The 20,256-nt window shown below is 68.2% G+C and carries 17 protein-coding genes; 11 read left to right on the top strand and 6 right to left on the bottom strand.

The genetic code is table 11. The annotated features are described in order from the left end of the window. Positions 1 to 83: 83 nt before the first annotated feature. The 6 genes from AX690_RS17050 to AX690_RS17025 all read left to right on the top strand — a co-directional run bounded on the left by AX690_RS17050 (position 84) and on the right by AX690_RS17025 (position 10,440). Entirely contained in the window at positions 84 to 2,102 is a 2,019-nt protein-coding gene (locus AX690_RS17050; protein ID WP_066680506.1) for a tetratricopeptide repeat-containing sulfotransferase family protein, read from the top strand. A 132-nt stretch (positions 2,103 to 2,234) separates the two neighbouring features. Continuing rightward, complete coding sequence (locus AX690_RS17045; RefSeq protein ID WP_066680505.1) at positions 2,235 to 4,604, top strand: TonB-dependent receptor; 2,370 nt, start codon at positions 2,235 to 2,237, stop codon at positions 4,602 to 4,604. A gap of 212 nt (positions 4,605 to 4,816) precedes the next feature. Beyond that, positions 4,817 to 6,136 carry an APC family permease gene (locus AX690_RS17040; protein ID WP_066680504.1) on the top strand — a complete coding sequence of 440 codons (1,320 nt, stop codon included), beginning with the start codon at positions 4,817 to 4,819 and terminating at the stop codon, positions 6,134 to 6,136. Next, positions 6,136 to 7,422 (top strand): amidohydrolase family protein, encoded by a 1,287-nt coding sequence (locus AX690_RS17035; RefSeq protein WP_066680502.1) that lies wholly within the window; start codon positions 6,136 to 6,138, stop codon positions 7,420 to 7,422. Before AX690_RS17040 ends, AX690_RS17035 begins: the two co-directional genes overlap by 1 nt. A 200-nt stretch (positions 7,423 to 7,622) precedes the next feature. After that, positions 7,623 to 9,974: a TonB-dependent receptor gene (locus AX690_RS17030; protein ID WP_066680501.1), complete on the top strand. Its 2,352-nt coding sequence runs from the start codon at positions 7,623 to 7,625 to the stop codon at positions 9,972 to 9,974. Between the two features lie 229 nt (positions 9,975 to 10,203). Beyond that, positions 10,204 to 10,440, top strand: a complete 237-nt coding sequence (locus tag AX690_RS17025) for a hypothetical protein (protein ID WP_066680499.1) — start codon at positions 10,204 to 10,206, stop codon at positions 10,438 to 10,440. A 410-nt stretch (positions 10,441 to 10,850) separates the two neighbouring features. Here AX690_RS17025 and AX690_RS17020 read toward each other — a convergent pair whose 3' ends face one another. The 3 genes from AX690_RS17020 to AX690_RS17010 all read right to left on the bottom strand — a co-directional run bounded on the left by AX690_RS17020 (position 10,851) and on the right by AX690_RS17010 (position 14,506). Beyond that, a complete protein-coding gene (locus AX690_RS17020) occupies positions 10,851 to 11,471 on the bottom strand; it encodes a TetR/AcrR family transcriptional regulator (RefSeq protein ID WP_066680498.1) in 621 nt (206 codons plus the stop codon). Positions 11,472 to 11,601: 130 nt separating this feature from the next. Next, on the bottom strand, positions 11,602 to 12,741 hold the full coding sequence (locus AX690_RS17015; RefSeq protein ID WP_231732228.1) for an aromatic ring-hydroxylating dioxygenase subunit alpha: 1,140 nt from the start codon (positions 12,739 to 12,741) through the stop codon (positions 11,602 to 11,604). A 133-nt stretch (positions 12,742 to 12,874) separates the two neighbouring features. Next, positions 12,875 to 14,506, bottom strand: coding sequence for an NAD(P)/FAD-dependent oxidoreductase (locus tag AX690_RS17010; protein ID WP_066680491.1), 1,632 nt, complete (start codon positions 14,504 to 14,506; stop codon positions 12,875 to 12,877). Between the two features lie 255 nt (positions 14,507 to 14,761). Here AX690_RS17010 and AX690_RS17005 point away from each other — a divergent pair, with 255 nt between their 5' ends. Further along, complete coding sequence (locus AX690_RS17005) at positions 14,762 to 14,959, top strand: hypothetical protein (protein WP_066680489.1); 198 nt, start codon at positions 14,762 to 14,764, stop codon at positions 14,957 to 14,959. Between the two features lie 2 nt (positions 14,960 to 14,961). On the opposite strand, the gene AX690_RS17000 is transcribed toward AX690_RS17005, so the two are convergent. After that, positions 14,962 to 16,371 (bottom strand): PLP-dependent aminotransferase family protein, encoded by a 1,410-nt coding sequence (locus AX690_RS17000; RefSeq protein ID WP_197426896.1) that lies wholly within the window; start codon positions 16,369 to 16,371, stop codon positions 14,962 to 14,964. 3 nt (positions 16,372 to 16,374) lie between these two features. On the opposite strand from AX690_RS17000, the gene AX690_RS16995 reads away from it, so the two are divergent. Beyond that, the gene (locus tag AX690_RS16995) at positions 16,375 to 16,785 is read left to right on the top strand and encodes a DUF983 domain-containing protein (RefSeq protein ID WP_066680482.1); all 411 of its coding nucleotides are present in this window, start codon (positions 16,375 to 16,377) and stop codon (positions 16,783 to 16,785) included. 145 nt (positions 16,786 to 16,930) lie between these two features. Here the strand turns inward: AX690_RS16995 and AX690_RS16990 are convergent, their stop codons facing one another. After that, positions 16,931 to 17,389, bottom strand: coding sequence for a carboxymuconolactone decarboxylase family protein (locus tag AX690_RS16990; protein WP_066680481.1), 459 nt, complete (start codon positions 17,387 to 17,389; stop codon positions 16,931 to 16,933). A 94-nt stretch (positions 17,390 to 17,483) separates the two neighbouring features. Here AX690_RS16990 and AX690_RS16985 point away from each other — a divergent pair, with 94 nt between their 5' ends. Further along, entirely contained in the window at positions 17,484 to 18,341 is an 858-nt protein-coding gene (locus AX690_RS16985; protein WP_066730500.1) for a sigma-70 family RNA polymerase sigma factor, read from the top strand. A gap of 119 nt (positions 18,342 to 18,460) precedes the next feature. Here the strand turns inward: AX690_RS16985 and AX690_RS16980 are convergent, their stop codons facing one another. After that, a complete protein-coding gene (locus AX690_RS16980; protein WP_066730499.1) occupies positions 18,461 to 18,769 on the bottom strand; it encodes a polyhydroxyalkanoic acid system family protein in 309 nt (102 codons plus the stop codon). A gap of 120 nt (positions 18,770 to 18,889) precedes the next feature. Here AX690_RS16980 and didA point away from each other — a divergent pair, with 120 nt between their 5' ends. Beyond that, the gene (gene didA / locus AX690_RS16975; RefSeq protein WP_066680539.1) at positions 18,890 to 19,096 is read left to right on the top strand and encodes a DNA damage-induced SOS-independent cell division inhibitor A; all 207 of its coding nucleotides are present in this window, start codon (positions 18,890 to 18,892) and stop codon (positions 19,094 to 19,096) included. Between the two features lie 29 nt (positions 19,097 to 19,125). Beyond that, positions 19,126 to 20,127, top strand: a complete 1,002-nt coding sequence (gene dgcA / locus AX690_RS16970) for an N-acetyl-D-Glu racemase DgcA (RefSeq protein ID WP_066680480.1) — start codon at positions 19,126 to 19,128, stop codon at positions 20,125 to 20,127. The last annotated feature ends 129 nt before the right edge of the window (positions 20,128 to 20,256 follow it).

Genomic DNA, 20,256 nt, shown 5'->3' with positions numbered 1-20,256 from the left:
CGAGCCGACACCTCCCCCGCTAGGGGGAGGATTTGGCCAAGCCGCGATTGACACCCCCGCCTTCCCCCCGCTCTCCTCGGGCCATGACCACGACCACCGCTCCCGCCGCCAGCCTCGCCGACGCGTTCGCCAACGCCGAGCGGCTGCTGCAGAGCGATCCGGCCCTCGCGGCCGAGCAAGCCCGCGCGATCCTCGAGGTCGTGCCGCGTCACGCCGACACCACGCGACTGCTGGCGACCGCGCTGCGCCTATCGGACGACATCGAGGCCGCGCTCGAGACCGTCGCGCCGCTGGCCAAGGGCTTGCCGAACCTGCCGCTGGCCCAGCTGGAGCTGGGCCTCTGCCTGGAACGCTTGGGCCGCACGGCCGAGGCGGCGGAAGCCTTCGACCGCGCCAGCGCCCTGGAGCCGCGCCTGTCCGAGGCCTGGCGCGGCCTGTCGGAGTGTCTGTCCCTGCTGGGCGACGAGGCCGGCGCCGAGCGGGCCCTGGCCCGGCAGCTGCGCGCCTCGACCCGCGATCCCTTGCTGGTCGAGGCCGCCACCGCGCTCACCGAAGACCGCCTCGGCGAGGCCGAGCGCCTGCTGCGCGAACGGCTGAAGGCCGATCCCGCCGACGTCGCCGCCATCCGCATGCTGGCCGAGACCGGCGCCCGGCTGGGCCGCTATGCCGACGCCGAGGCCCTGCTGACCCGCTGCCTGGAGCTGGCCCCGAACTTCGCCGCCGCCCGCCACAACCTGGCGACCATGCTCTATCGCCAGAGCAAGAACCGCGAGGCCTTGGCGCAGATCGAGCGCCTGACCGACAAGGATCCGCGTCACCCCGGCTACGCCAATCTGCGCGCGGCGATCCTGGCGCGGCTGGGCGAATACGAGGCCGCCATCGCCGTCTGCGAACGGATGCTGGCCGACTATCCCAATCAGCCGAAGGGCTGGATGAGCTATGGCCACGCGCTGAAGACGGTGGGCCGCCAGGCCGACTCGATCGCCGCCTATCGCAAGGCGCTGGCTCAGGCGCCGACCCTGGGCGAGGCCTGGTGGAGCCTGGCCAACCTCAAGACCGTCAAGTTCACGCCGGAGGACATCGCGGCCATGAGCGCCGCCCTCGACGCGCCGGGGCTGTCCGACGACGACCGCCTGCACCTGCGCTACGCCCTGGGCAAGGCGCACGAGGACGCCGAAGCCTGGGACGAGTCGTTCGCCCACTACGCGGCCGGCGCCGCGATCCGCCGCGCGCAGCTGGACTACGATCCCGAAGAGAACGCCGCCGAAACCGCCCGGACCAAGGCGTTTTTCACGCCGGAGCGCCTGGCGGCGCGGGCGGGGCAGGGGGCGACGGCCCCGGACCCGATCTTCATTGTGGGCCTGCCGCGCGCCGGCTCGACCCTGGTCGAGCAGATCCTGGCCAGCCACTCGATGGTCGAGGGCACCATGGAGCTGCCCGACCTGATCGTCATGGCCCGCCGCCTGGGCGGCAAGACGGCCCATCGCGCCGAGTCCCGCTATCCCGAGGTGCTGGCCGACCTCTCGCCCGACCAGCTGCGCGAGCTGGGCGAGGAGTTCATCGAGCGCACGCGCGTCCAGCGCAAGACCGACAAGCCGTTCTTCATCGACAAGATGCCGAACAACTTCGCGCACGCGGGCTTCATCCATCTGATCCTGCCGAACGCGAAGATCATCGACGCGCGGCGTCACCCGCTGGGCTGCTGCTTTTCGGGCTTCAAGCAGCACTTCGCGCGGGGGCAGGCGTTCAGCTACGACCTGACCGACATCGGCCGCTACTACGCCGACTATGTCGCGCTGATGGCCCATTTCGACGCCGTGCTGCCGGGCCGGGTCCACCGCGTGATCTACGAGGCGATGATCGAGAACCCTGAGCGTGAAATCCGCGCCCTGCTGGACCACTGCGGCCTGCCCTTCGAAGAGGCCTGCCTGACGCCGCACAAGACCGAGCGGGCCGTGCGCACGGCCAGCTCGGAGCAGGTCCGGCGACCGATCTTCAAGGACGCCGTCGAGCACTGGCAGAAGTTCGACTCGCACTTGGGCCCGCTCAGGGAGGCATTGGGGCCTGTCCTCGACGCCTACCCCGATGCGCCCGTTATTTGACCATCTGTCGCGGTTCTTGCCATTTCTGCAACACTCGGGGGAATTGACACCAAACCGTAATTTCCAAGCTTGCCGGACTCTTCGGCGTAGGTCGAACATCGTTCCCTCAAATGGGGTGAGGGGGAGCGGAATATGGCGTCGGGATTGCTGCGTTCGAGAAAGGTTGGCGTCTATTCGGCGGCCTTGCTGGCCTCGACCATGATGACGGGTCTGGCCCATGCGCAAAGCCAGGCCGCGCAAAGCGCCACCGCTCTGGAAGAGGTGGTCGTCACCGCCCAGAAGCGCTCCGAAAACCTGCAGGACGTGCCGGTCAGCATCCAGGCTTTGGGCGGCGAGAAGCTTGAGCAGCTGCAGGTCGGCGCCTTCGTCGACTATGTGAAGTACCTTCCCAGCGTGTCGTTCACGACGTCGGGCCCCGGCTTCGGCCAGGTCTATATGCGCGGCGTCGCCAGCGGCGGCGACGGCAACCACTCGGGCTCGCTGCCCAGCGTCGGCGTCTATCTGGACGAACAGCCGGTCACCACCATCCAGGGCGCGCTGGACGTCCACGTCTATGACATCGCCCGGGTCGAGGCCCTGGCTGGTCCGCAAGGCACGCTGTACGGCGCCAGCTCCCAGGCTGGCACCATCCGCATCATCACCAACAAGCCCACCTCGATCGGCTTCAAGGCCGGCGTCGATCTGGAGCTGAACCAGGTGGATCACGGCGGGACCGGCCACACGCTTGAAGGCTTCGTCAACATGCCGCTGTCGGACAAGATCGCGGTCCGCCTGGTGGGCTGGGACGTGCGCGACGCGGGCTATATCGACAACGTCGCCGGCTCGCGCACCTACACCCGCGGCGACGACGACCCGACCAACGACGTCACCATCTTCAACAAGGCGCGGGTCAAGGACGACTACAATACCGTCTACACCCAGGGCGGCCGCGCGGCCCTGCGCATCGAGCTGGACGACAACTGGGTGGTCACGCCCCAGGTCATGGGCCAGGTGCAGAAGGTGGGCGGCCTGTTCGCCTATGACCCCAAGGTCGGCGATCTGAAGGTCACCCACTTCTATCCGGAAAGCAGCAAGGACAAGTGGGTCCAGGCGGCCATGACCATCGAGGGGCAGGTCGCCAATCTCGACGTCACCTATTCGGGCTCGTATCTGAAGCGAAACGACGTCGTCAATTCGGACTATACCGACTACTCGTACTTCTACGATCAGCTGGGCTCGGGCTTCGCCTGGACCGACAACGCCGGCAACCTGGTCAATCCCTCGCAGTACATCCAGGGCAAGGACCGCTACCGCAAGGAAAGCCACGAAATCCGGATCGCCTCGCCGCAGGACAAGAAGCTGCGGATCGTGGCCGGCGGCTTCTACCAGAAGCAGAAGCACAACATCTTCCAGAACTACCGGATCGACGGCCTGGGCAGCGACATCTCGGTGCCGGGCTATACGAGCACCATCTGGCTGACCAAGCAGAACCGCGTCGATCGCGACAAGGCCGTGTTCGGTCAGGTCGAGTACGACATCACCGACAAGCTGATGCTGACCGCCGGCATCCGCTTCTTCAAGGCGCACAACACGCTGGTCGGCTTCTACGGCTACGGCAAGGGCTATGGCTCGACCGGCGAGCGGGCCTGCTTCAAGGGGCCGGTGGTCGCCGGCTCGCCCTGTACGAACCTCGATAAGGGCGTCTCGGAGAGCGGCAACGTTCCCAAGGTGACGCTGACCTACAAGATCGACGGCGACAAGCTGGTCTACGCCACCTACTCCAAGGGCTACCGGCCGGGCGGCATCAACCGGCGCAGCACCCTGCCGCCGTACCAGGCCGACTATCTGAAGAACTACGAGGCCGGCTGGAAGACCACCTGGTTCAACAACAGCTTCCGCTGGAACGGCGCGGTCTATCTGGAGGACTGGACCAACTTCCAGTTCTCGATCCTGGGCGCCAACGGCCTCACCGAGATCAAGAACGCCAACCAGGCCCGCATCAAGGGCGTGGAAAGCGACGTCACCTGGGTTCCGGTCCAGGGCCTGACGATCAACGCCTCGGCCGCCTATACCGACGCCAAGCTCAGCGCCAACTACTGCGGCTTCACCGACAGCGCGGGCAACCCGATCACCCAGTGCGCCTCGCCCCAGGCGCCGGATGGCCAGGTCCTGCCGGTGACGCCCAAGTTCAAGAGCAATGTCACCGTCCGCTACGACTTCAATCTGGGCGACTGGGACGCCTTCGCCCAGGGCTCGTACGTCGGCCAGACCAGCAACTGGACCGATCTGCGGACGCTGGAGCGCGGGCTGATCGGCAAGCAGCCGCGCTATTCCACGGTCGATCTCTCGACGGGCATCGATAAGGACGGTCTGTCGCTGTCGCTCTATCTGAAGAACATCTTCGACAAGCGCGCCAGCCTGAACCGCTACGCCGAATGCGCCGAGAGCCTCTGCTATCCGATGACCTACATCGTGCCCAACCAGCCCCGGACCTTGGGGATCAAGCTGGGCAAGCAGTTCTAGGTAAGGCGGGAAAGACGAAGGGGCGGTCCGGAAGGCCGCTCCTTTTTCGTTCGCCTTCACCACGCCCCTTCTTCCGATCTCCCCGGCGAATGCCGGGGCCAGTTTCATCCGGAGCGTTTGAAGTTGATGCGCCGCTTTTTCGCGCTCAAACCTGACCCCCTGTCGGGTTCGATCCGGGCCCCGGCATTCGCCGGGGAGGTCGGATTTCTGGAATGACCAAGCCGACCGCCAAACCCCTCGGCCTCTGGATGTGCGTGGCCCTGGTCGTGGGCAACATGATCGGCTCGGGCGTGTTCATGCTGCCGGCCTCGCTGGCGCCGTATGGCTGGAACGCGGTTCTCGCCTGGCTGATCACCATCGGCGGGGCCCTGTGCCTGGCCCTCGTGTTCGCGCGGCTGGCCCACGCCTTTCCCCGGCCCGGCGGACCCTTCGTCTATACGGAGGAGGCCTTCGGCCGTCCGGCCGGCTTCATGGTCGCCTGGTCGTACTGGATCTCGGTCTGGGTGGCGAACGCGGCGATCGCCATCGCCAGCGTCAGCTACGCCAGCGTGTTCTTCCCGGCCCTGGCGAAGACGCCTGGCCTGGCCGCCCTGGTCACGGTCGCGGTGCTGTGGGGCGTGACCGCCATCAACTGCGTCGGCGCCCGGGCGGCCGGCTGGACCCAGCTGCTGACCACGATCCTCAAGCTCATGCCCCTGGCGGCCGTGGCCGCGCTGGCCGGGCTGATCCTGTTGCGCAAGGGCCCGGCCGCGATCGCGCCGTTCGAGCCCTCGGCCCTGTCCGGCGGCGGCGTCACCGCGGCGGCCGCCCTGACCCTGTGGGCCCTGCTGGGCGTGGAGTCGGCGACCATTCCCGCCGAGCAGGTCGATCGGCCCGAGCGCAACATCCCGCGCGCCACCCTGCTGGGCACGGCGGTCGCCGGCTTCGTCTATCTGATCGTCTCGGCCGGGGTTCTGCTGCTGACGCCGGTCTCGGTGCTGAAGGGCTCCAACGCCCCGCTGGTCGACTTCGTGGCCTATCACGGCGGCGGCGACCTGCGGCTGGTCCTGGCCGCCTTCGCCGCGATCAGCGCCCTGGGGGCCTTGAACGGCTGGGTGCTGCTGCAGGGCGAGATGCCGGCGGCCATGGCGCGCGAGGGCGTTTTTCCCGCCTGGATCGGCAAGACCTCGGCCAACGGAACGCCGGTGCGGGCGCATCTGGTCTCCAGCGCCCTGGTGACCGTCCTGGTGCTGATGAACTACGCCAAGTCGATGGCCGACGCCTTCACCTTCATGGCCCTGCTGGCCACGGCCTCGTGCCTGTTCGCCTACCTCTCCTCCGCCCTGGCGGTGTTGAAGCTGGGGCGCGAGGGGCGGATGCCGCTGTCGCCGGCCCTGACCGTGGTGGCGATCCTGGCGGCGGTCTACTCGGTCTGGACCTTCTACGGCGCGGGCTGGTCGGTGACCTTCTGGGGCCTGGCTCTGATGGTCGCCGGCGCGCCCATCTATCTGCTGATGCGGCGGGCGCGTCGGCGCGGTTCGGAGGCCTCGTGATGACCGCTCGTCTCTTCCTGGCCGCGCTGGCGGCGTGCCTGGCGACCGCCGCGAGCGCTGCGGAGGTCTCGTATGTCCGCGTCGGCCGGCTGATCGACCCGCAGTCCGGCGGGGTGGCGAGCGATCGCCTGATCCGCATCGAGGATGGCAAGATCACCGCCGTCACCGCCTGGACGAGCGATCCGACCGATGGTCCGCTTGTCGACTGGAGCGAGATGACGGTCCTGCCCGGCCTGATCGACATGCACACCCATCTGGTCGACGACGAGCAGAGCGAGAACATCGCCCAGCCCCTGCTGCGCAGCGCCGCCCAGCAGGCCTATGTCGGCGCGGTCCACGCCCGGGCGACCCTGATGGCGGGTTTCACCAGCGTGCGCGACGTGGGCAGTTGGCGGGCGTTCGGCGACGTCGCCCTGCGCGACGCGATCGCCGCCGGTTCGGTCCCGGGGCCTCGCATGTCGGTGGCGGGCGCCTATGTCACCGCGCCCGGCGGCGGCGGGGAGATCACCGGCGTGGCGCCCGACGTCGGCATTCCGGCCGAGATGCGCCGCGGCGTGGTCGAGGACGTCGCCGACGTCCATCGCAAGGTCCGCGATCTGCTGGTCCATGGCGCGGACTTCATCAAGCTGATCGCCACCGGCGCGGTGCTGACCGAGGGCACCGAACCGGGCCAGCTGGAGCTGTCCGAGGACGAAATCCGCGCCGCCGTCGAGGAGGCCGCCAAGCGCGGGGCCTATGTCACCGCCCACGCCCACGGCGCCGAGGGGATCAAGACCGCCGTCCGCGCCGGGGTCCGCTCGATCGAGCACGGCTCGCTGATCGACGACGAGGGCATCGCCCTGATGAAGGCCAAGGGCGTCTTCCTGGTGGCCGACATCTACAATGGCGACTTCATCGACACCTATGGCCGCGAGCACCACTGGCCCGACGGCATGATTCGCAAAAACCGCGAGACGACGGACGCTCAGCGCGAGGGCTTCCGCAAGGCGGTGAAGGCGGGGGTCAAGATCGCCTATGGCACCGACGCCGGCGTTTATCCGCACGGCTGGAACGCCCGGCAGCTGCCCTACATGGTCAAGTACGGCATGACGCCGATGCAGGCGATCCAGTCGGCGACCACGGTGGCGGCGGACCTGATGTCCAAGACCGGCCAGGTCGGCTGCGACGCCCCCGGCTGCTACGCCGACCTGATCGCGGTGGCCGGCGATCCGCTGTCGGACATCTCCGTTCTGTTGACCGCGCCCAAGGTCATGAAGGGCGGGGTTGTGGTGAAGGACCAGCATTAGGCAGCCCACCAGGCCGACGGATGGTCTCGCGCGCCTGGGCGCAAGGCCGCTGCCCTCGGGCGCTCAAGTGAACGCCGTTAACGGTTAAAAATTGGTCATAATCAAAGCAGAGCTTTATGCAGGCCTATAAGGCATTCTCATCGCTCCAAGTTTTCGGAGGATGATACCCGAGGCGTACAAACATACCTTGGGGATAGATTATGAGTTCCAGTATATCGTCTGATAGAAATAGTGGCAGGAACAACCTGATCACGCCCATTATTTTGGCATCTGTGCTTGGTCTGGCGGGCGTCGCCCAGGCCCAGGAGGCCAAAAGCCCAGAGACCAAGAACGAAGTCGACTCCGTGGTCGTCACCGGCAAGCGGGTCTCGGAAGCGGCGATCGCCGTCGGCACCGACCAGGCCACCGCGACGGTGTCGATCACCCGCGAAGCGCTGCTTTCGGCGCCGGCCGGCATCACCGGCCTGAAGATGCTGGAGTCCCTGCCGGGCTTCAACGTCCAGGCCAACGACGCCCTGGGCATGTACGAGTTCGGCAACTCGGTCACCGTCCGCGCCTTCAACTTCCAGCAGGTCGGCTTCCTGCTCGACGATATTCCGATGGGCCGCAGCGACCAGTTCGGCGGCAGCCCTATCTACCGCTATGTCGACAACGAGAACCTGCTGCGCGTGACCGCCTCGTCGGGCGCCGGCGACGTCTCGCTGCCCAGCTACGCCTCGCTGGGTCCGATCGTCGACTACTTCACCCAGAAGCCGGAGAAGACCGCTGGCGGCAAGATCAGCCAGACCTTCGGCGAGGACAACCTGACCCGCACCTTCCTGCGCCTGGAAACCGGCGAGCACAAAGGCTTCTCGGCCTATGCCAGCGGCTCGGTCATCAACAGCGACCAGTGGCGCGGTCCGGGCACGATCGACCGCGAGCACTATGAGGGCAAGATCCGCTGGGAGTTCGAGTCCGGCGACCTGAGCTTCCAGACGGTTCACAACGACTATTTCGACTATGACTCGCCGTCGTTCACGATCGCCCAGTACAAGGGGACGGCCGGCGACATCTATGGCCGCAAGGGCCGGGACTTCGGCTATGTCGGATACATCGCCAACTTGGCGCCGACGGCGAGCGGACTGAAGTACTCGAACGCGAACTACGCCCAGTACTACAAGTTCGGCCTCAACGCCCGGAGCGACCACCTTTATGGCGTGACCCTGCACAAGGATCTGGCCGAGAACCTGCGCTTCACCGGCACGGTCTATTACGAGAAGAAGGACGGCTGGGGCTCCAGCGGCGTCGGCTATGACGCGGCGCTGGGCTACTACAACCAGCAAAAGGCCGTGGTTCCGGGCCTAAACGCGCCGCTAGGCCTGCAGTTCGGGATCTCGCAGATCGACGGCATCCGCAAGGGCGCGACCGGCAAGGTGACCTGGAACCTGGGCGACCACAAGATCGAGGGCGGCGTCTGGTACGAGGACGACGACTACCACCAGCTGTCGAACACCTTCAACGTCGCGGGCGGTTCGCCCGAGGGCGCGCCGGACTTCAGCCAGCCTGTCTATCGGACGCGCGACTACACCTCCAAGCGCGACACCTGGGAAGGCTTCCTGAAGGACACCATCGTGCTGGCGGACGGCAAGCTGAAGGTCGACGCGGGCTTCCGCATGCTGAGCGTCGACTACCAGATGCTGGGCAAGCGCAACCGCGAGGACTTCCGCTTCAGCCAGACCGCCAACCTCAGGACCACCTGGGAGGATCTCTTCCTGCCGCAAGTCGGGGCGGTCTACACGATCGGTCGCGGCCAGGTGTTCACGTCGTACTCGGAGAATATGTCGCTGCCGCGCGGCGCCGACGCCGTCTACTACACGCCGGCGACCGTGAACGTGCCCGCGCCCAAGGCCGAGACCTCGAAGAACATCGAGCTGGGCTATCGCGCCAACTATCCGACCTTCAACGCGTCGGTGGTGACCTACTACACCAGCTTCCAGAACCGCCTGCAGTCATTCAGTGAATATCTGCCAGGCACCACCACGCTGGAAACCTACTATCAGAACGTCGGCGGCGTGCACGCCTACGGTCTGGAGTTCAGCGGCCAGTGGAAGCCCGAGGCGCTGGGCGGCAAGATCTATTTCAACACCAACGCTTCGTATAACAAGTCGGTGTTCGAGGACGGATTCTCGACCCGGGGCGCCACGGGGGTCACGGACTACGCCCTCAAGGGCAAGAGCGTCCCGGACTTCCCCGAGATCGCCGTCCAGGCGGGCGTGACGTTCGAGCCGGTCGAGTGGGCCGTGATCAATCTGTCGGCGCGCCACATCAGCGATCGCTACAGCAACTTCATGAACAACGAGAAGACCAAGGGCTACACGCTGTTCAACATGTACGTGGACCTTGGCGAGGGCTTCAACTACGGCCCGCTCAAGGACATCAAGGCCCGGATCAATGTCGATAACATCTTCGACAAGGACTATCTGGGCACGATCTCGACCGTCGTGACCGGCGCGGCCAACTACCGCCCCGGCCCGCACCGCACGGCGCAGATCACCCTCTCGGCGGGCTTCTAGCCGAGACGCGGCGGGGGCGGGCGTCGCACGACGTCCGTCCCCGGATCGCCCGCCCCTTGCGGCGACAGGCGGAAAATAGCGATCTCGCCCGTTGGGTGAAAAACAGCACATCCGGCGTTGGCTCGGATCATGCATTGTGCATCGCAGCGCAATTTGATTGTGCGATCGCGAAACAACTGTCATGTGAACGTGGTTAGTGCCACGTTAAGTCGTCTCCAGGAGGTCTTCCATGACCGAGAATCACTACTACGTCCGCCCGGTTTCCGGCGTCTGGCACGTAACTTGGAACGACTCGGCCGAGATGATCGGCTGCTATTCCTCCCAGCACGAAGCCGAGGCTCTGGCCCAACTCCTGGCGCACCACATGCGCGAGCAGGGGCGCAAGGCGCAGGTCCATGTGTTCGAGCCGGAGGTCCGCGTTCCCGCCTGGGGACGCAACCGCGCCGCCAATCAAGCGGCCGCCTGAAAGCGCTTAGCGCTTGCATGACGTCGTGCAAGGCGTGCAGAACGCTCGCGAGTAAGCGTTTGGAGTGTGTCCGCTCTCAAGTCGCGTAATAGTTTCGGCGGACAGGCTCTTGAAGGGATCGAACGGATCGTCGCCTCGAAAAAGACCGAGTGCGGACGGTACGTTCAACGAGAAGGGGGCGCCCGGTCTTCCCGGCGAAAGCCGAAACCGAAGCGCAGGGGTGGTGGGATTGGCGCTGCAACGACAGCGAGCCCCGGCGACTTCCATTCCCGGCTTTCGCTGGGAAGATCGGAAACTCGAGAGCGCGTTAGGCTTAAGTGTAGGCGGTTAAGCCGCCCAAGCGCGCTCTAAGTGTATGAATTAAAGCCTGTTTATCTGGTTTAGACGGCTCCATCTAAACCAGACAGGCTCTAAGCTTCTTCTGGAAGCCAGGCTTCCAGGGCGCGGGCGATGATCCGCGCCGCCTCGTCCGGTCCGAAGGTCGCCGGATCGAGACACAGCTCCAGCCATAGTCCGTCCACGGTCGCCGTCAGGGCGATCGCCGCCTGGCGCGTCTCGCGCGCGCCGGCGTCGGCCAGCAGGCGCTCCAGCCTCGCGCGGAAGTCGGCGTAGGACGCCGCATGGATGGCCGCCATGCGCGGCTTGGTCTTGACCAGGCTCCAGAAGCCGATCCAGGCGGCCAGCAGGTTCGGATCCAGCACTGGCGGGGCGAAGCTGGCGGTCAGATAGGCCAGCAGCCGCGCGCGCGGCGTCGGCGGGGCGCTGGTTAGGGCCGCCTCCAGCGCCGCGTCGATCCGTTGGCTGACCGCTTCGTAGGCGCAGGCGATCAGATCGTCGACGCCTTCGAAATAGTGCCGCAGCAGGCCCGGTGAGACGCCGGCCTTGGCGCAGATGGTCCGCACGCTGGTCCCGCCCACGCCCTCCCGCGCCAGCACCGCCTCGGCGGCGGCGACCAGCGCCTGGCGGCGGATTTCGGGGTCTGCGCGGGTGAAGGCGCCGCGAGACGTCACTTCAGATTTCCAATCAAGCAACCCGTGTCATCCCGGAAGCGCGAAGCGCTATCCGGGACCCAGGGGCGGACGCACTGCGGCGACCCCTGGGTCCCGGCTCTCCGCTTCGCTGCGGCCGGGATGACATTGGAATTTTGCTGGAAGAAGGACCTCACCACCCCTCCGGCGGCGTCGGCAGGCGGCTTTCCGGAACCAGTGCCCGCAGTTTCCGCCCAAAGCTCCGCAGAGACACCTCGCTGGTCGCCAGCGGCCCCGCCGTGAAGGTCCGCGAGGCCATGCCCTGCTGCACCCGGGCCACCAGCTCGGTGTCCTCGGCGTTGACCTGGCGGTTGATGCGCCAGTTCAGATAGCGCGCCGCCTTCATCTCGCGCCGGTCGTCGGGCAGGGCGTAGGCGATCTCGCGGATCATCGTCTCCGTGGCCGAGATCGGGATGAACTGCATGAAGTCCACCTGGTCCGGATAGATGTCGAAGGCGAAGTTGGGCCAGAGCTTGAAGTAGGTCCAAAGCCGCTTGCGGTCGGCGGGCAGGTGCGGGACGTCGGGCAGGATGTCCTGATACAGCCGCTCGGACGGATTGCGCGACGGCTCGTCGATCAGCTGGCCCCACATCTTGTCGACGAAGGTATGGGCCTCGACCCCATAGCCCTTGCCGAACAGCCGGGTCAGGCCCGGATGGGCGACGGGGATGTGCAGGCCGTCGGAATAGTTGTCGCTGATGTTCTTCCAGTTCACCGCGCGCGGCCGCAGCGTCACGCGGCCGAACGGCTGAAGATCCTCGAAGCGGTAGGGGGCGACCTCGTGCTCGTAGGGCGCCATCATGGTCGCCACCGACGGACCGTCGCCGCCGAGCCTGACGAACACGAAGCCGCGCCAGACCTCGACCTCGATCCGCGCCAGCCCCTCCCTGGCCATGTCCAAGGCCGGATAGTCCTCGCGCATCGGCACGCCGATCAGCCGACCCTCCAGGTCGTAGGTCCAGGCGTGATAGGGGCAGACGATCCGGCCGCAGTGGCCCACGGGGCCGTCCAGCAGCCGCGCGCCCCGGTGGCGGCAGACATTGGCGAAGGCCCGCGCGCCGCCGTCCTTGCCGCGCACGACGACCAGGCTTTCGCCGATGAAGTCGAAGGTGTGGAAGTCCCCGGCCTTCGGAATGTCGTTCAGATGGCAGACGATCTGCCACGAGGGCCGGAAGATCTTCTCCTGCTCTTCGCGGAAGAACCGCTCGGAGTGGTAGGTCCAGCCGGGAAGACCCCAGTCGGCGAGGGGGTCGTCATTGGGGATCTGGGTCATCGCGCCATCTTCTCCCCGACCTCCCCGGCGAATGCCGGGGCCCAGATCGTAAGGTCGTGACGCAGCAAGGGCGGCAAAGGCTGGGGGTGTATCTGGGTCCCGGCATTCGCCGGGAAGGTCGGATGTTGAAACATCACCGCCCCTCCACCGACAGCTTGACCGCCAGGGCGAAGTCCTTGTCGCGCAGGATCTCGCGCGCGGCGTTCCGCCCGGGATTGCCCGACACCCCGCCGCCGGGGTGCGTGCCCGCGCCGCACATGTAGAGCCCGGCGATCGGGGCGCGATGGCTGGCGTGGCCCAGGAACGGGCGGGTGGCCCACAGCTGATCCAGCGACATGTGGCCGTGCATGATGTCGCCGCCGATCAGGCCGAACTTTCGCTCCAGATCCAGCGGCGACAGGATCATCCGGCCGACGACCGAGGCCTTGAAGCCCGGCGCCCATTTCTCGACCGTATCGATGATCAGGTCCGCGGCCGCCTCCCGCTCGTCGTCCCAGCCGCGGCCATCGGGAAGGGTGGGCGCGAACTGCTGGCAGAACAGGCTCGCGACATGCTGGCCGGGCGGCGCCAGGGTGGGGTCGATGGCCGAGGGGATCAGCATCTCGACGATCGGCGCCTGGCTGATCCCGCCCGCCTTGGCGTCGCGATAGGCCGCGTCCATGTAGTCGAGGCTCGGCGCGATCACGATCCCCGACTGGTGATGCTCGGCCGCGTCCTTGCCCGGCAGGCACGTAAAGCTGGGCAGTTCGGACAGGGCGACGTTCATCCGGAACGTGCCCGAGCCGTTCTTGTAGCCGTCCACCGCCTTGCGGAAGTCGGGCGCCAGGGCCGAGGGCGGGACCAGCTTCTTGTAGAGCAGGGCCGGATTGACGTTGGCGCTGACGATCGGGGCCATGACGCTGCGGCCGTCGTCCAGCTGCACGCCCACGGCCTTCTTGCCGTCCACGTGGACGGCCTCGACCGGCGCGTCGAGCAGGATCTCGACGCCCGCCGCCTGGCACGCCTTGGCCATGGCCTGGGTGATCGACCCCATGCCGCCGACCGCGTGACCCCAGGCTCCCTTCTTGCCGTTCACCTCGCCGAAGGTGTGGTGCAGCAGGACGTAGGCCGAGCCCGGCGTGTCGGGGCTGGCGAAGTTGCCGACCACGGCGTCGAAGCCGAAGGCGGCCTTGACCGGATCGCTCTCGAACCAGCCGTCCAGCACGTCGCGCGCGCTCTTGGTGAAGAGGTCCAGCAGGTCGCGCTTGCGCTCTCGGGGCAGCAGGGCCAGCCGCCCGCCCTGGCGCAGGGCGCGCAGGAAGCCGGGCAGGCCGTCGCCCAGGTTCGGCGGCGTCTCCTGGGCGAAGGCGCGCAGCACGTCGCCGATCTCGTCCAGCATGGCGTAATAGGCTGGCAGCACCTCGGCGTCGCGACGGCTGTACTTGCGGAACTCCTCCTGGGTGCGCTCCAGGCCCCCGCCCAGCTTCAGATACTTGTCGTCGCTGATCGGCAGGAAGTTCGAGATCGGCCGCTCCAGGAACGTCAGGCCGTAGTCGCGCAGGCCCATGTCGGCGATCACCCGCGGGTTCAGCAGGCTGACCGTGTAGCTGGCGACCGAGTTGCGGAAGCCGGGGTGGAATTCCTCGGTCACCGCCGCGCCGCCCACGACGCCTCGCGCCTCGCAGACCGTGACCTTCAGCCCCGCCTTGGCCAGGTAGAAGGCGCAGACGAGGCCGTTGTGCCCCCCGCCGATGATGACGGCGTCGCGGGTCTCGGTCGCGGCCATGGTCGTTCTCCCCCGAGTGATGGGGAAGTGTTGCTGTACGATCGTATAATAGGCAAGGACTCAATCCTCCCCCAGCGGGGGAGGTGGCCGAAGGCCGGAGGGGGAAGTGCTGGAAAGCTTGCCTCCTCCCCCTCCGTCGCCGCTTCGCGCCGACACCGCCCCCCGCTAGGGAGAGGATTTCCAAGCAACCGCGTTGAACTCGAACCCCAGCGCCTCTAGATCAGCGCCTCCTCTTTCCGGGAAGGATCCTCCCCCATGGCCAAGCTCCTGCCGCTCCAATCGTTCAGCCTGCAGGAGACCGAGGACGGCTATCGCCTGCTGGTCTCGGCCATCGGCGGAGAGTCGCTCTACGTCTCGATCACCCCCGACCAGATGGACGACATCATCGACAGCCTCGAGAACGCCATGGGCGGCGAGGAAGGCGGCGAGGCCGAGGACGACGTCGAGTACTGAAGTCAGCCGTAGAGGTTGGCCAGCGCCCGCAGGCCCCGCGCCAGGGTCGGGCGCTTGCCGGCCGCGCCCAGCGAGATCCGCAGGCCCTCGCCCGCCACGCCCGGCGCCCTGAACGTCTCCGCGCCCACCAGCGCCAGGCCGTGTGTCTTGGCCGCCCAATCGGCGCGGGCGCCGGGCAGCCAGACGTGCAGGCTCTCGGTCCCGCCCACGGCGCCGGGCAGCAGCTCGGCCGCCAGCGCCCGCCGGGCCATCGCCTCTTCGCGCACCCCGGCCAGCACGCGGCCCGCCACGCCCTCGCGGATCCAACTGGTCGCCACGGCCGCCATCAGCGGCGGCGGCATCTGGGCGATGGCGTGCAGGGCGCTCGTGAACCCCTCGGCCCGTCCCGGCGGCGCGACGACATAGGCCACGCGCAGGCCCGGCGAGAGGGTCTTGGCGGTGGTGGCGACATGGAACACGCCTTCGGGCCATAGGCTGGCGAGCGCCGGCGGGGGGCTGGCGGGCAGCAGGCCGTAGGCGTCGTCCTCGAGGATCGTCGCGCCAGCCGCGCGGGCGACCGCCGCGACCGCCTCGCGCCGCGCCAGGCTCATGGTCGCCGCCGTCGGGTTCTGGAAGGTCGGGGTGCAGCAGATCAGGCGCGGGCGATGTTCCGCGAGCAGCCGCGCCAGGGCTGCGGGCTCCAGTCCCTGCTCATCCAACGGACAGCCGATCACCGTCAGCCCCCGCCGCGCCGCGGTCGCCAAAAGGCCCGGATAGGCGAAGGCCTCGGCCAGGATCGCGTCGCCGGGCCGGGTCAGGTGGTCCAGCAGGGCCGACAGCGCGGTCTGGGCGCCGCTGGCGACGACGACGCGGGCCGGATCGACCGCGCCCAGGCTGGGCGCCAGCCAGGCCGCGCCGGCCGTTCTCTGCGCCAGCGATCCCGCGCCCGCGTGATAGGCCATCAGCGTCGCCGGATCGGTGCGGGCCAGGATCGCGCCGGTCGTCTCGCGCAGCAGCGCCGCCAAGTTCAGGCCGGCGGGCGGCGGCGGCAGGTTCATCGACAGGTCGAGGAGGCCGGCCTCGCCTTCCTCGGTGCGCGAGCGGATGAAGGTGCCGCGGCCCGTGGCGCCCTCGATCAGCCCGCGTTCGCGCGCCAGGGCGTAGGCGCGGGTGACGGTGGTGAAGTCGATGCCGAGCCGCCGGGCGACGTCGCGTTGGGCCGGGATCTGGTCGCCGGACTGCAACTCGCCTTCGGCCACCGCATTTTCAAGGGCCTGAGCGATGCGGCGATAGGCCGGTCCATCCAGCGCCTCCACCCGGCGCAGCCAGGCGGCGGCCGGATTCGGCGAGCCCTGAGTTGCGTTCATCGGCATATATCCATACATTATATCCGAAATGTATGGATCAAGCCTGCGATTGTAGGAAGGGGTCATTCGATGGCCGACGACGTGTTCTACGACTCTCCGACCCCGATCGAGGCCGGCCTCAAGTGCTGCTGCCCGCGCTGCGGCCAGGGCAAGCTGTTTCAGGGCTTTCTGAAGCTGGCGCCCAAGTGCGACCAGTGCGGCCTGGACTACAGCTTCGCCGATCCGGCCGATGGCCCGGCGTTCTTCGTGATGAGCGGCGTCGGCATCATCGTCACGGCCTTCTTCGCCTGGGCCGAGGTCGTCTGGCAGCCGCCGATCTGGGTCCACCTGGTCACGACCTTCCCGGCCCTGATCCTGGGGTGTCTCGCCACCCTGCGCCCGGTGAAGTCCTGGCTGGTGGCCTCTCAGTACATCAACAAGGCCGAGGAAGGCCGGTTCGAGAGCCTGGGCCGGCACGATTTCGACGAGCGGCGGCTGTAAGGGCGATTTCCTTCTCCCCTTGCGGGAGAGGGTGGCCCGAAGGGCCGGGTGAGGGGTCGCACTCCGCTATCCGGAAAGACCTTTCGACCCCTCATCCGTCGGCTTTCAGCCGACACCTTCTCCCGCAAGGGGAGAAGGAAGCCGATTACACCCCCAGCGTTCCCGCCACCTGCCGCGTCGCCGCGTTCAGCCGGTTCCAGACATTGATCGCCGAGATGCTGATCAAAAGGCCCGCCAGCGCCTTTTCGTCATAGTGCCGCGCGGCCTCGTCCCAGACCTCGTCCGAGACCGGATCGGCCTTGTCGGCGACGCGCGTCACGGCCTCGGCCAGCGCGAGGGCGGCGCGCTCCGCGTCGGTGAAATAGGGCGTATCGCGCCAGCCGGCGACGGTGGCGACGCGCTCGGGGCTTTGGCCGGACTTCAGGGCGCCGCGGGCGTGCATCTCCAGGCAGACGCCGCAGCCGTTGATCTGGCTGACGCGCAGGTGCAGCAGTTCGTGCAGGGTTTCCGGCACGCCCTCGACATGGGCGGACTTCGACAGGGCCATCATCGCCTTGAAGGCGTCGGGCAGCAGTTGGGCGGGCTGTTTCATCCTGGCTTGCATCGGGAGCTCCTTGCGGTTTGCTGACGCCGCCGGTCACATCCGGCGATTTCGTTTCGTCGAAGAGGTGACGAAGCCCGACGGAGCGATGTGACCGATGCCGCCAGAAAATTATCTCGCCCAGCGTTTCGAGGCCGACCGCGCTCGCCTGCGCGGCGTCGCCTACCGCATGCTGGGCTCGCTGCCCGAGGCCGAGGACGCGGTGCAGGAGGCCTGGCTGCGCCTGTCGCGCACGGGCGGGGCCGGCGTCGACAACCTGTCGGCCTGGCTGACGACGGTGACCTCCCGCGTGTGCCTGGACATGCTGCGCGGCCGCAAGGCGCGGCGCGAGGACGCGATCGGCGAGGGCGCGCCCGAACCCTCGGTCGCCGCCGAGGACGCGGTCGAACGCGAGACGATCCTGGCCGACTCCGTGGGCCTGGCCCTGCTGGTCGTGCTGCAGGCCCTGACGCCGGCCGAGCGGATCGCCTTCGTGCTGCACGACCTGTTCGACCTGCCGTTCGACCAGATCGCTCCGATCGTGGAGCGCACGCCCGAGGCCGCGCGCCAGCTGGCCAGCCGCGCCCGTCGGCGGGTGCGGGGCGGCCAGGCGCTGGACGCCGCCCAGACCGCGCAGAAGAGCGTGGTCGACGCCTTCCTGCTGGCCTCGCGCACCGGCGACCTGGCGGGGCTGATGGCGGTGCTGGCGCCGGACGTCGTGGTCCGCTCGGACGTCCTGGGCGGCGGCGGCCAGGTCCGCGAGCTGCGCGGCGCCGAGAAGGTGGCCAACTTCTACAACGGCCTGGCCCAGACGGCCCGCACCGCCCTGGTCGACGGCGCGATCGGCGCGGTCGTGGCGCCGCTGGGACGGATGACGCGGGTGCTGGACTTCCGCGTCGATAACGGCCGGATCGTCGAGATCTTCGTCGCCGGCGATCCGGAGCGGTTGGAGGCGGTGGAGGTGGCGGTGGTGTGATCCCTCTCCCCGTGCGGGAGAGGGTGGCCCGAAGGGCCGGGTGAGGGGTTCCGCCGGCCTGTACAACCCCTCATCCGTCGACCTTCGGCCGACACCTTCTCCCGCAAGGGGAGAAGGAATTACTTCAGCAGCAGCTGCCCGCGTCGGTTCAGCTCGTCCTTGATCTTGCCGGCGGCCATGCCCAGCAGGCCCGGCAGGCTGACGTCGAGGCGGGCGTGGTCGTCCAGCACCTGGACGATTCCGGTGATCGTCTGGCCCATGGCGGCGGCCGAGAAGTTCAGGGTGTCGCCGGCCCAGCTCTGGGTGAAACGGCTGGGATCGCCGCCGGGGATCTGGCCGGCCATCTGCGCCAGGCCCTCTTCCAGGCGGCGTTTGGCCTCGGCCGCGCCCAGCTGATGGGGGATGTTGATGCTGACGGTCTTGGCCATGACGATCCTCTGAAAACTTGCCCGGTCAAAACGCGGTGCTGGCGCGGGGAGTTCTATACGTCCGTTTCTGGCGCAGGCGAAGGCCAAGGTCCTTTTCATCAGATGAAGGACGCCGACGACATGACCGACTTCGCCATCACCTCGCCGTTCCCCGCGCCGCGCCGCTTTGTTCGTCCCGGCCGTCCCGGCGGCCTGCTGGGCGCGGTCCACTACGCCGGCGTGCTGCTGGTCTGGGCGGCGCTGTTCGTCGTCGATCGTCCCCTGGCGCTGAAGGTGATGGCCGAGCGCCGCGCCGACTCGCCCATTCCTCGTCGCTGGGGCTGGTGATCTGATCCGAACGGCGCCATGCCTCGGGCATGTCGATCGTCGTTTCCGCCCGCCCGGTCTCGCATCCGCTGAAGGCCCCCTTCCGCATCTCGCGCGGGGTCAAGACCGCCGCCGAGGTGGTCGAGGTGATCGCGGCCGCTGACGGCCATGTCGGGCGCGGCGAGAGCGTGCCCTACGCCCGCTACGGCGAGACGGTCGACAGCGTGCTGGCCCAGCTGGCGCCGGCGCTGTCCGCCACTGATCCAGAAGCCGCCTGCGCAGCCCTGCCGCCCGGCGCCGCCCGCAACGCCCTCGACCTCGCGCTCTGGGACCTGCGCGCCAAGCGCACCGGCGTCAGCGTCGCGACGGCCACGGGCCTTCCCATCCCACGAGACCTCGTCACCGCCGTCACCGTCAGCCTCGATACGCCCGAGGCCATGGAGGCCGCCGCCCGCGCCGTCGCCGACGCGCCGCTGATCAAGATCAAGCTGTCGGCCGAGGACCCCGCCGCCCGCCTGCGCGCCGTGGCCGCCGCCGCGCCGAGCGCTCGCTTCATCGTCGATCCGAACGAGGGCTGGAGCTTCGAGATCCTGCGCGATCTCAAGCCCCTGCTGGCCGACCTGCCGATCGCCCTGGTCGAGCAGCCGCTGCCGGCCGGCGAGGACCAGGCGCTGGAGGGCTGGGACCCGCCGTTCACGGTCTGCGCCGACGAGAGCGTCCATGTCGGCGGAGACCTCGCGGCCCTGCGTGGCCGCTACCAGGCGGTCAATCTCAAGCTCGACAAGACCGGCGGCCTGACCGAGGCGGTGGCGATGCTGAAAGCCGCCCGGGCCCTGGGCTTCCAGGTGATGACCGGCTGCATGGTCGCCTCGTCCCTGGGCGTCGCGCCGGCCCTGCATCTGGGCGGGGCCAGCGACTTCGCGGATCTGGATGGCCCGTGGTGGCTGGCCGTGGATCACCCCGGCGGGCTGCGGGTCGAGCGCGGCCGGATCACGCCGCCGAAGCCAGGGTTCTGGGGGGATGGCGTCGAGGGGGAAGGGCTGTGGCTTTAATCGGCTAGTTCCTCCCCCGCGATGCGGAGGAGGTGGCCCAGGGGGCCGGAGGGGGCCGGCACGGCCGATGTCCAGCTCGCCCCCTCAGTCGCTCCGCGACAGCTCCCCCGCATCGCGGGGGAGCATCTT

The sequence above is a fragment of the Caulobacter sp. CCH9-E1 genome (assembly GCF_001556515.1).
Taxonomy (GTDB): domain Bacteria; phylum Pseudomonadota; class Alphaproteobacteria; order Caulobacterales; family Caulobacteraceae; genus Caulobacter.
The sequence above is the reverse complement of the archived record's forward strand: the minus strand, read 5'-3'. Positions and strand labels throughout refer to the sequence as shown.

Bases quoted from the DNA above. Each gene is read 5' to 3' on its own strand.
- AX690_RS17050 (WP_066680506.1), top strand. From the start codon at position 84: ATGACCACGACCACCGCTCCCGCCGCCAGCCTCGCCGACGCGTTCGCC.
- AX690_RS17045 (WP_066680505.1), top strand. From the start codon at position 2,235: ATGGCGTCGGGATTGCTGCGTTCGAGAAAGGTTGGCGTCTATTCGGCG.
- AX690_RS17040 (WP_066680504.1), top strand. From the start codon at position 4,817: ATGACCAAGCCGACCGCCAAACCCCTCGGCCTCTGGATGTGCGTGGCC.
- AX690_RS17035 (WP_066680502.1), top strand. From the start codon at position 6,136: ATGACCGCTCGTCTCTTCCTGGCCGCGCTGGCGGCGTGCCTGGCGACC.
- AX690_RS17030 (WP_066680501.1), top strand. From the start codon at position 7,623: ATGAGTTCCAGTATATCGTCTGATAGAAATAGTGGCAGGAACAACCTG.
- AX690_RS17025 (WP_066680499.1), top strand. From the start codon at position 10,204: ATGACCGAGAATCACTACTACGTCCGCCCGGTTTCCGGCGTCTGGCAC.
- AX690_RS17015 (WP_231732228.1), bottom strand. From the start codon at position 12,741: ATGACCCAGATCCCCAATGACGACCCCCTCGCCGACTGGGGTCTTCCC.
- AX690_RS17010 (WP_066680491.1), bottom strand. From the start codon at position 14,506: ATGGCCGCGACCGAGACCCGCGACGCCGTCATCATCGGCGGGGGGCAC.
- AX690_RS17005 (WP_066680489.1), top strand. From the start codon at position 14,762: ATGGCCAAGCTCCTGCCGCTCCAATCGTTCAGCCTGCAGGAGACCGAG.
- AX690_RS17000 (WP_197426896.1), bottom strand. From the start codon at position 16,371: ATGACCCCTTCCTACAATCGCAGGCTTGATCCATACATTTCGGATATA.
- AX690_RS16995 (WP_066680482.1), top strand. From the start codon at position 16,375: ATGGCCGACGACGTGTTCTACGACTCTCCGACCCCGATCGAGGCCGGC.
- AX690_RS16990 (WP_066680481.1), bottom strand. From the start codon at position 17,389: ATGCAAGCCAGGATGAAACAGCCCGCCCAACTGCTGCCCGACGCCTTC.
- AX690_RS16985 (WP_066730500.1), top strand. From the start codon at position 17,484: ATGCCGCCAGAAAATTATCTCGCCCAGCGTTTCGAGGCCGACCGCGCT.
- AX690_RS16980 (WP_066730499.1), bottom strand. From the start codon at position 18,769: ATGGCCAAGACCGTCAGCATCAACATCCCCCATCAGCTGGGCGCGGCC.
- didA (WP_066680539.1), top strand. From the start codon at position 18,890: ATGACCGACTTCGCCATCACCTCGCCGTTCCCCGCGCCGCGCCGCTTT.
- dgcA (WP_066680480.1), top strand. From the start codon at position 19,126: ATGTCGATCGTCGTTTCCGCCCGCCCGGTCTCGCATCCGCTGAAGGCC.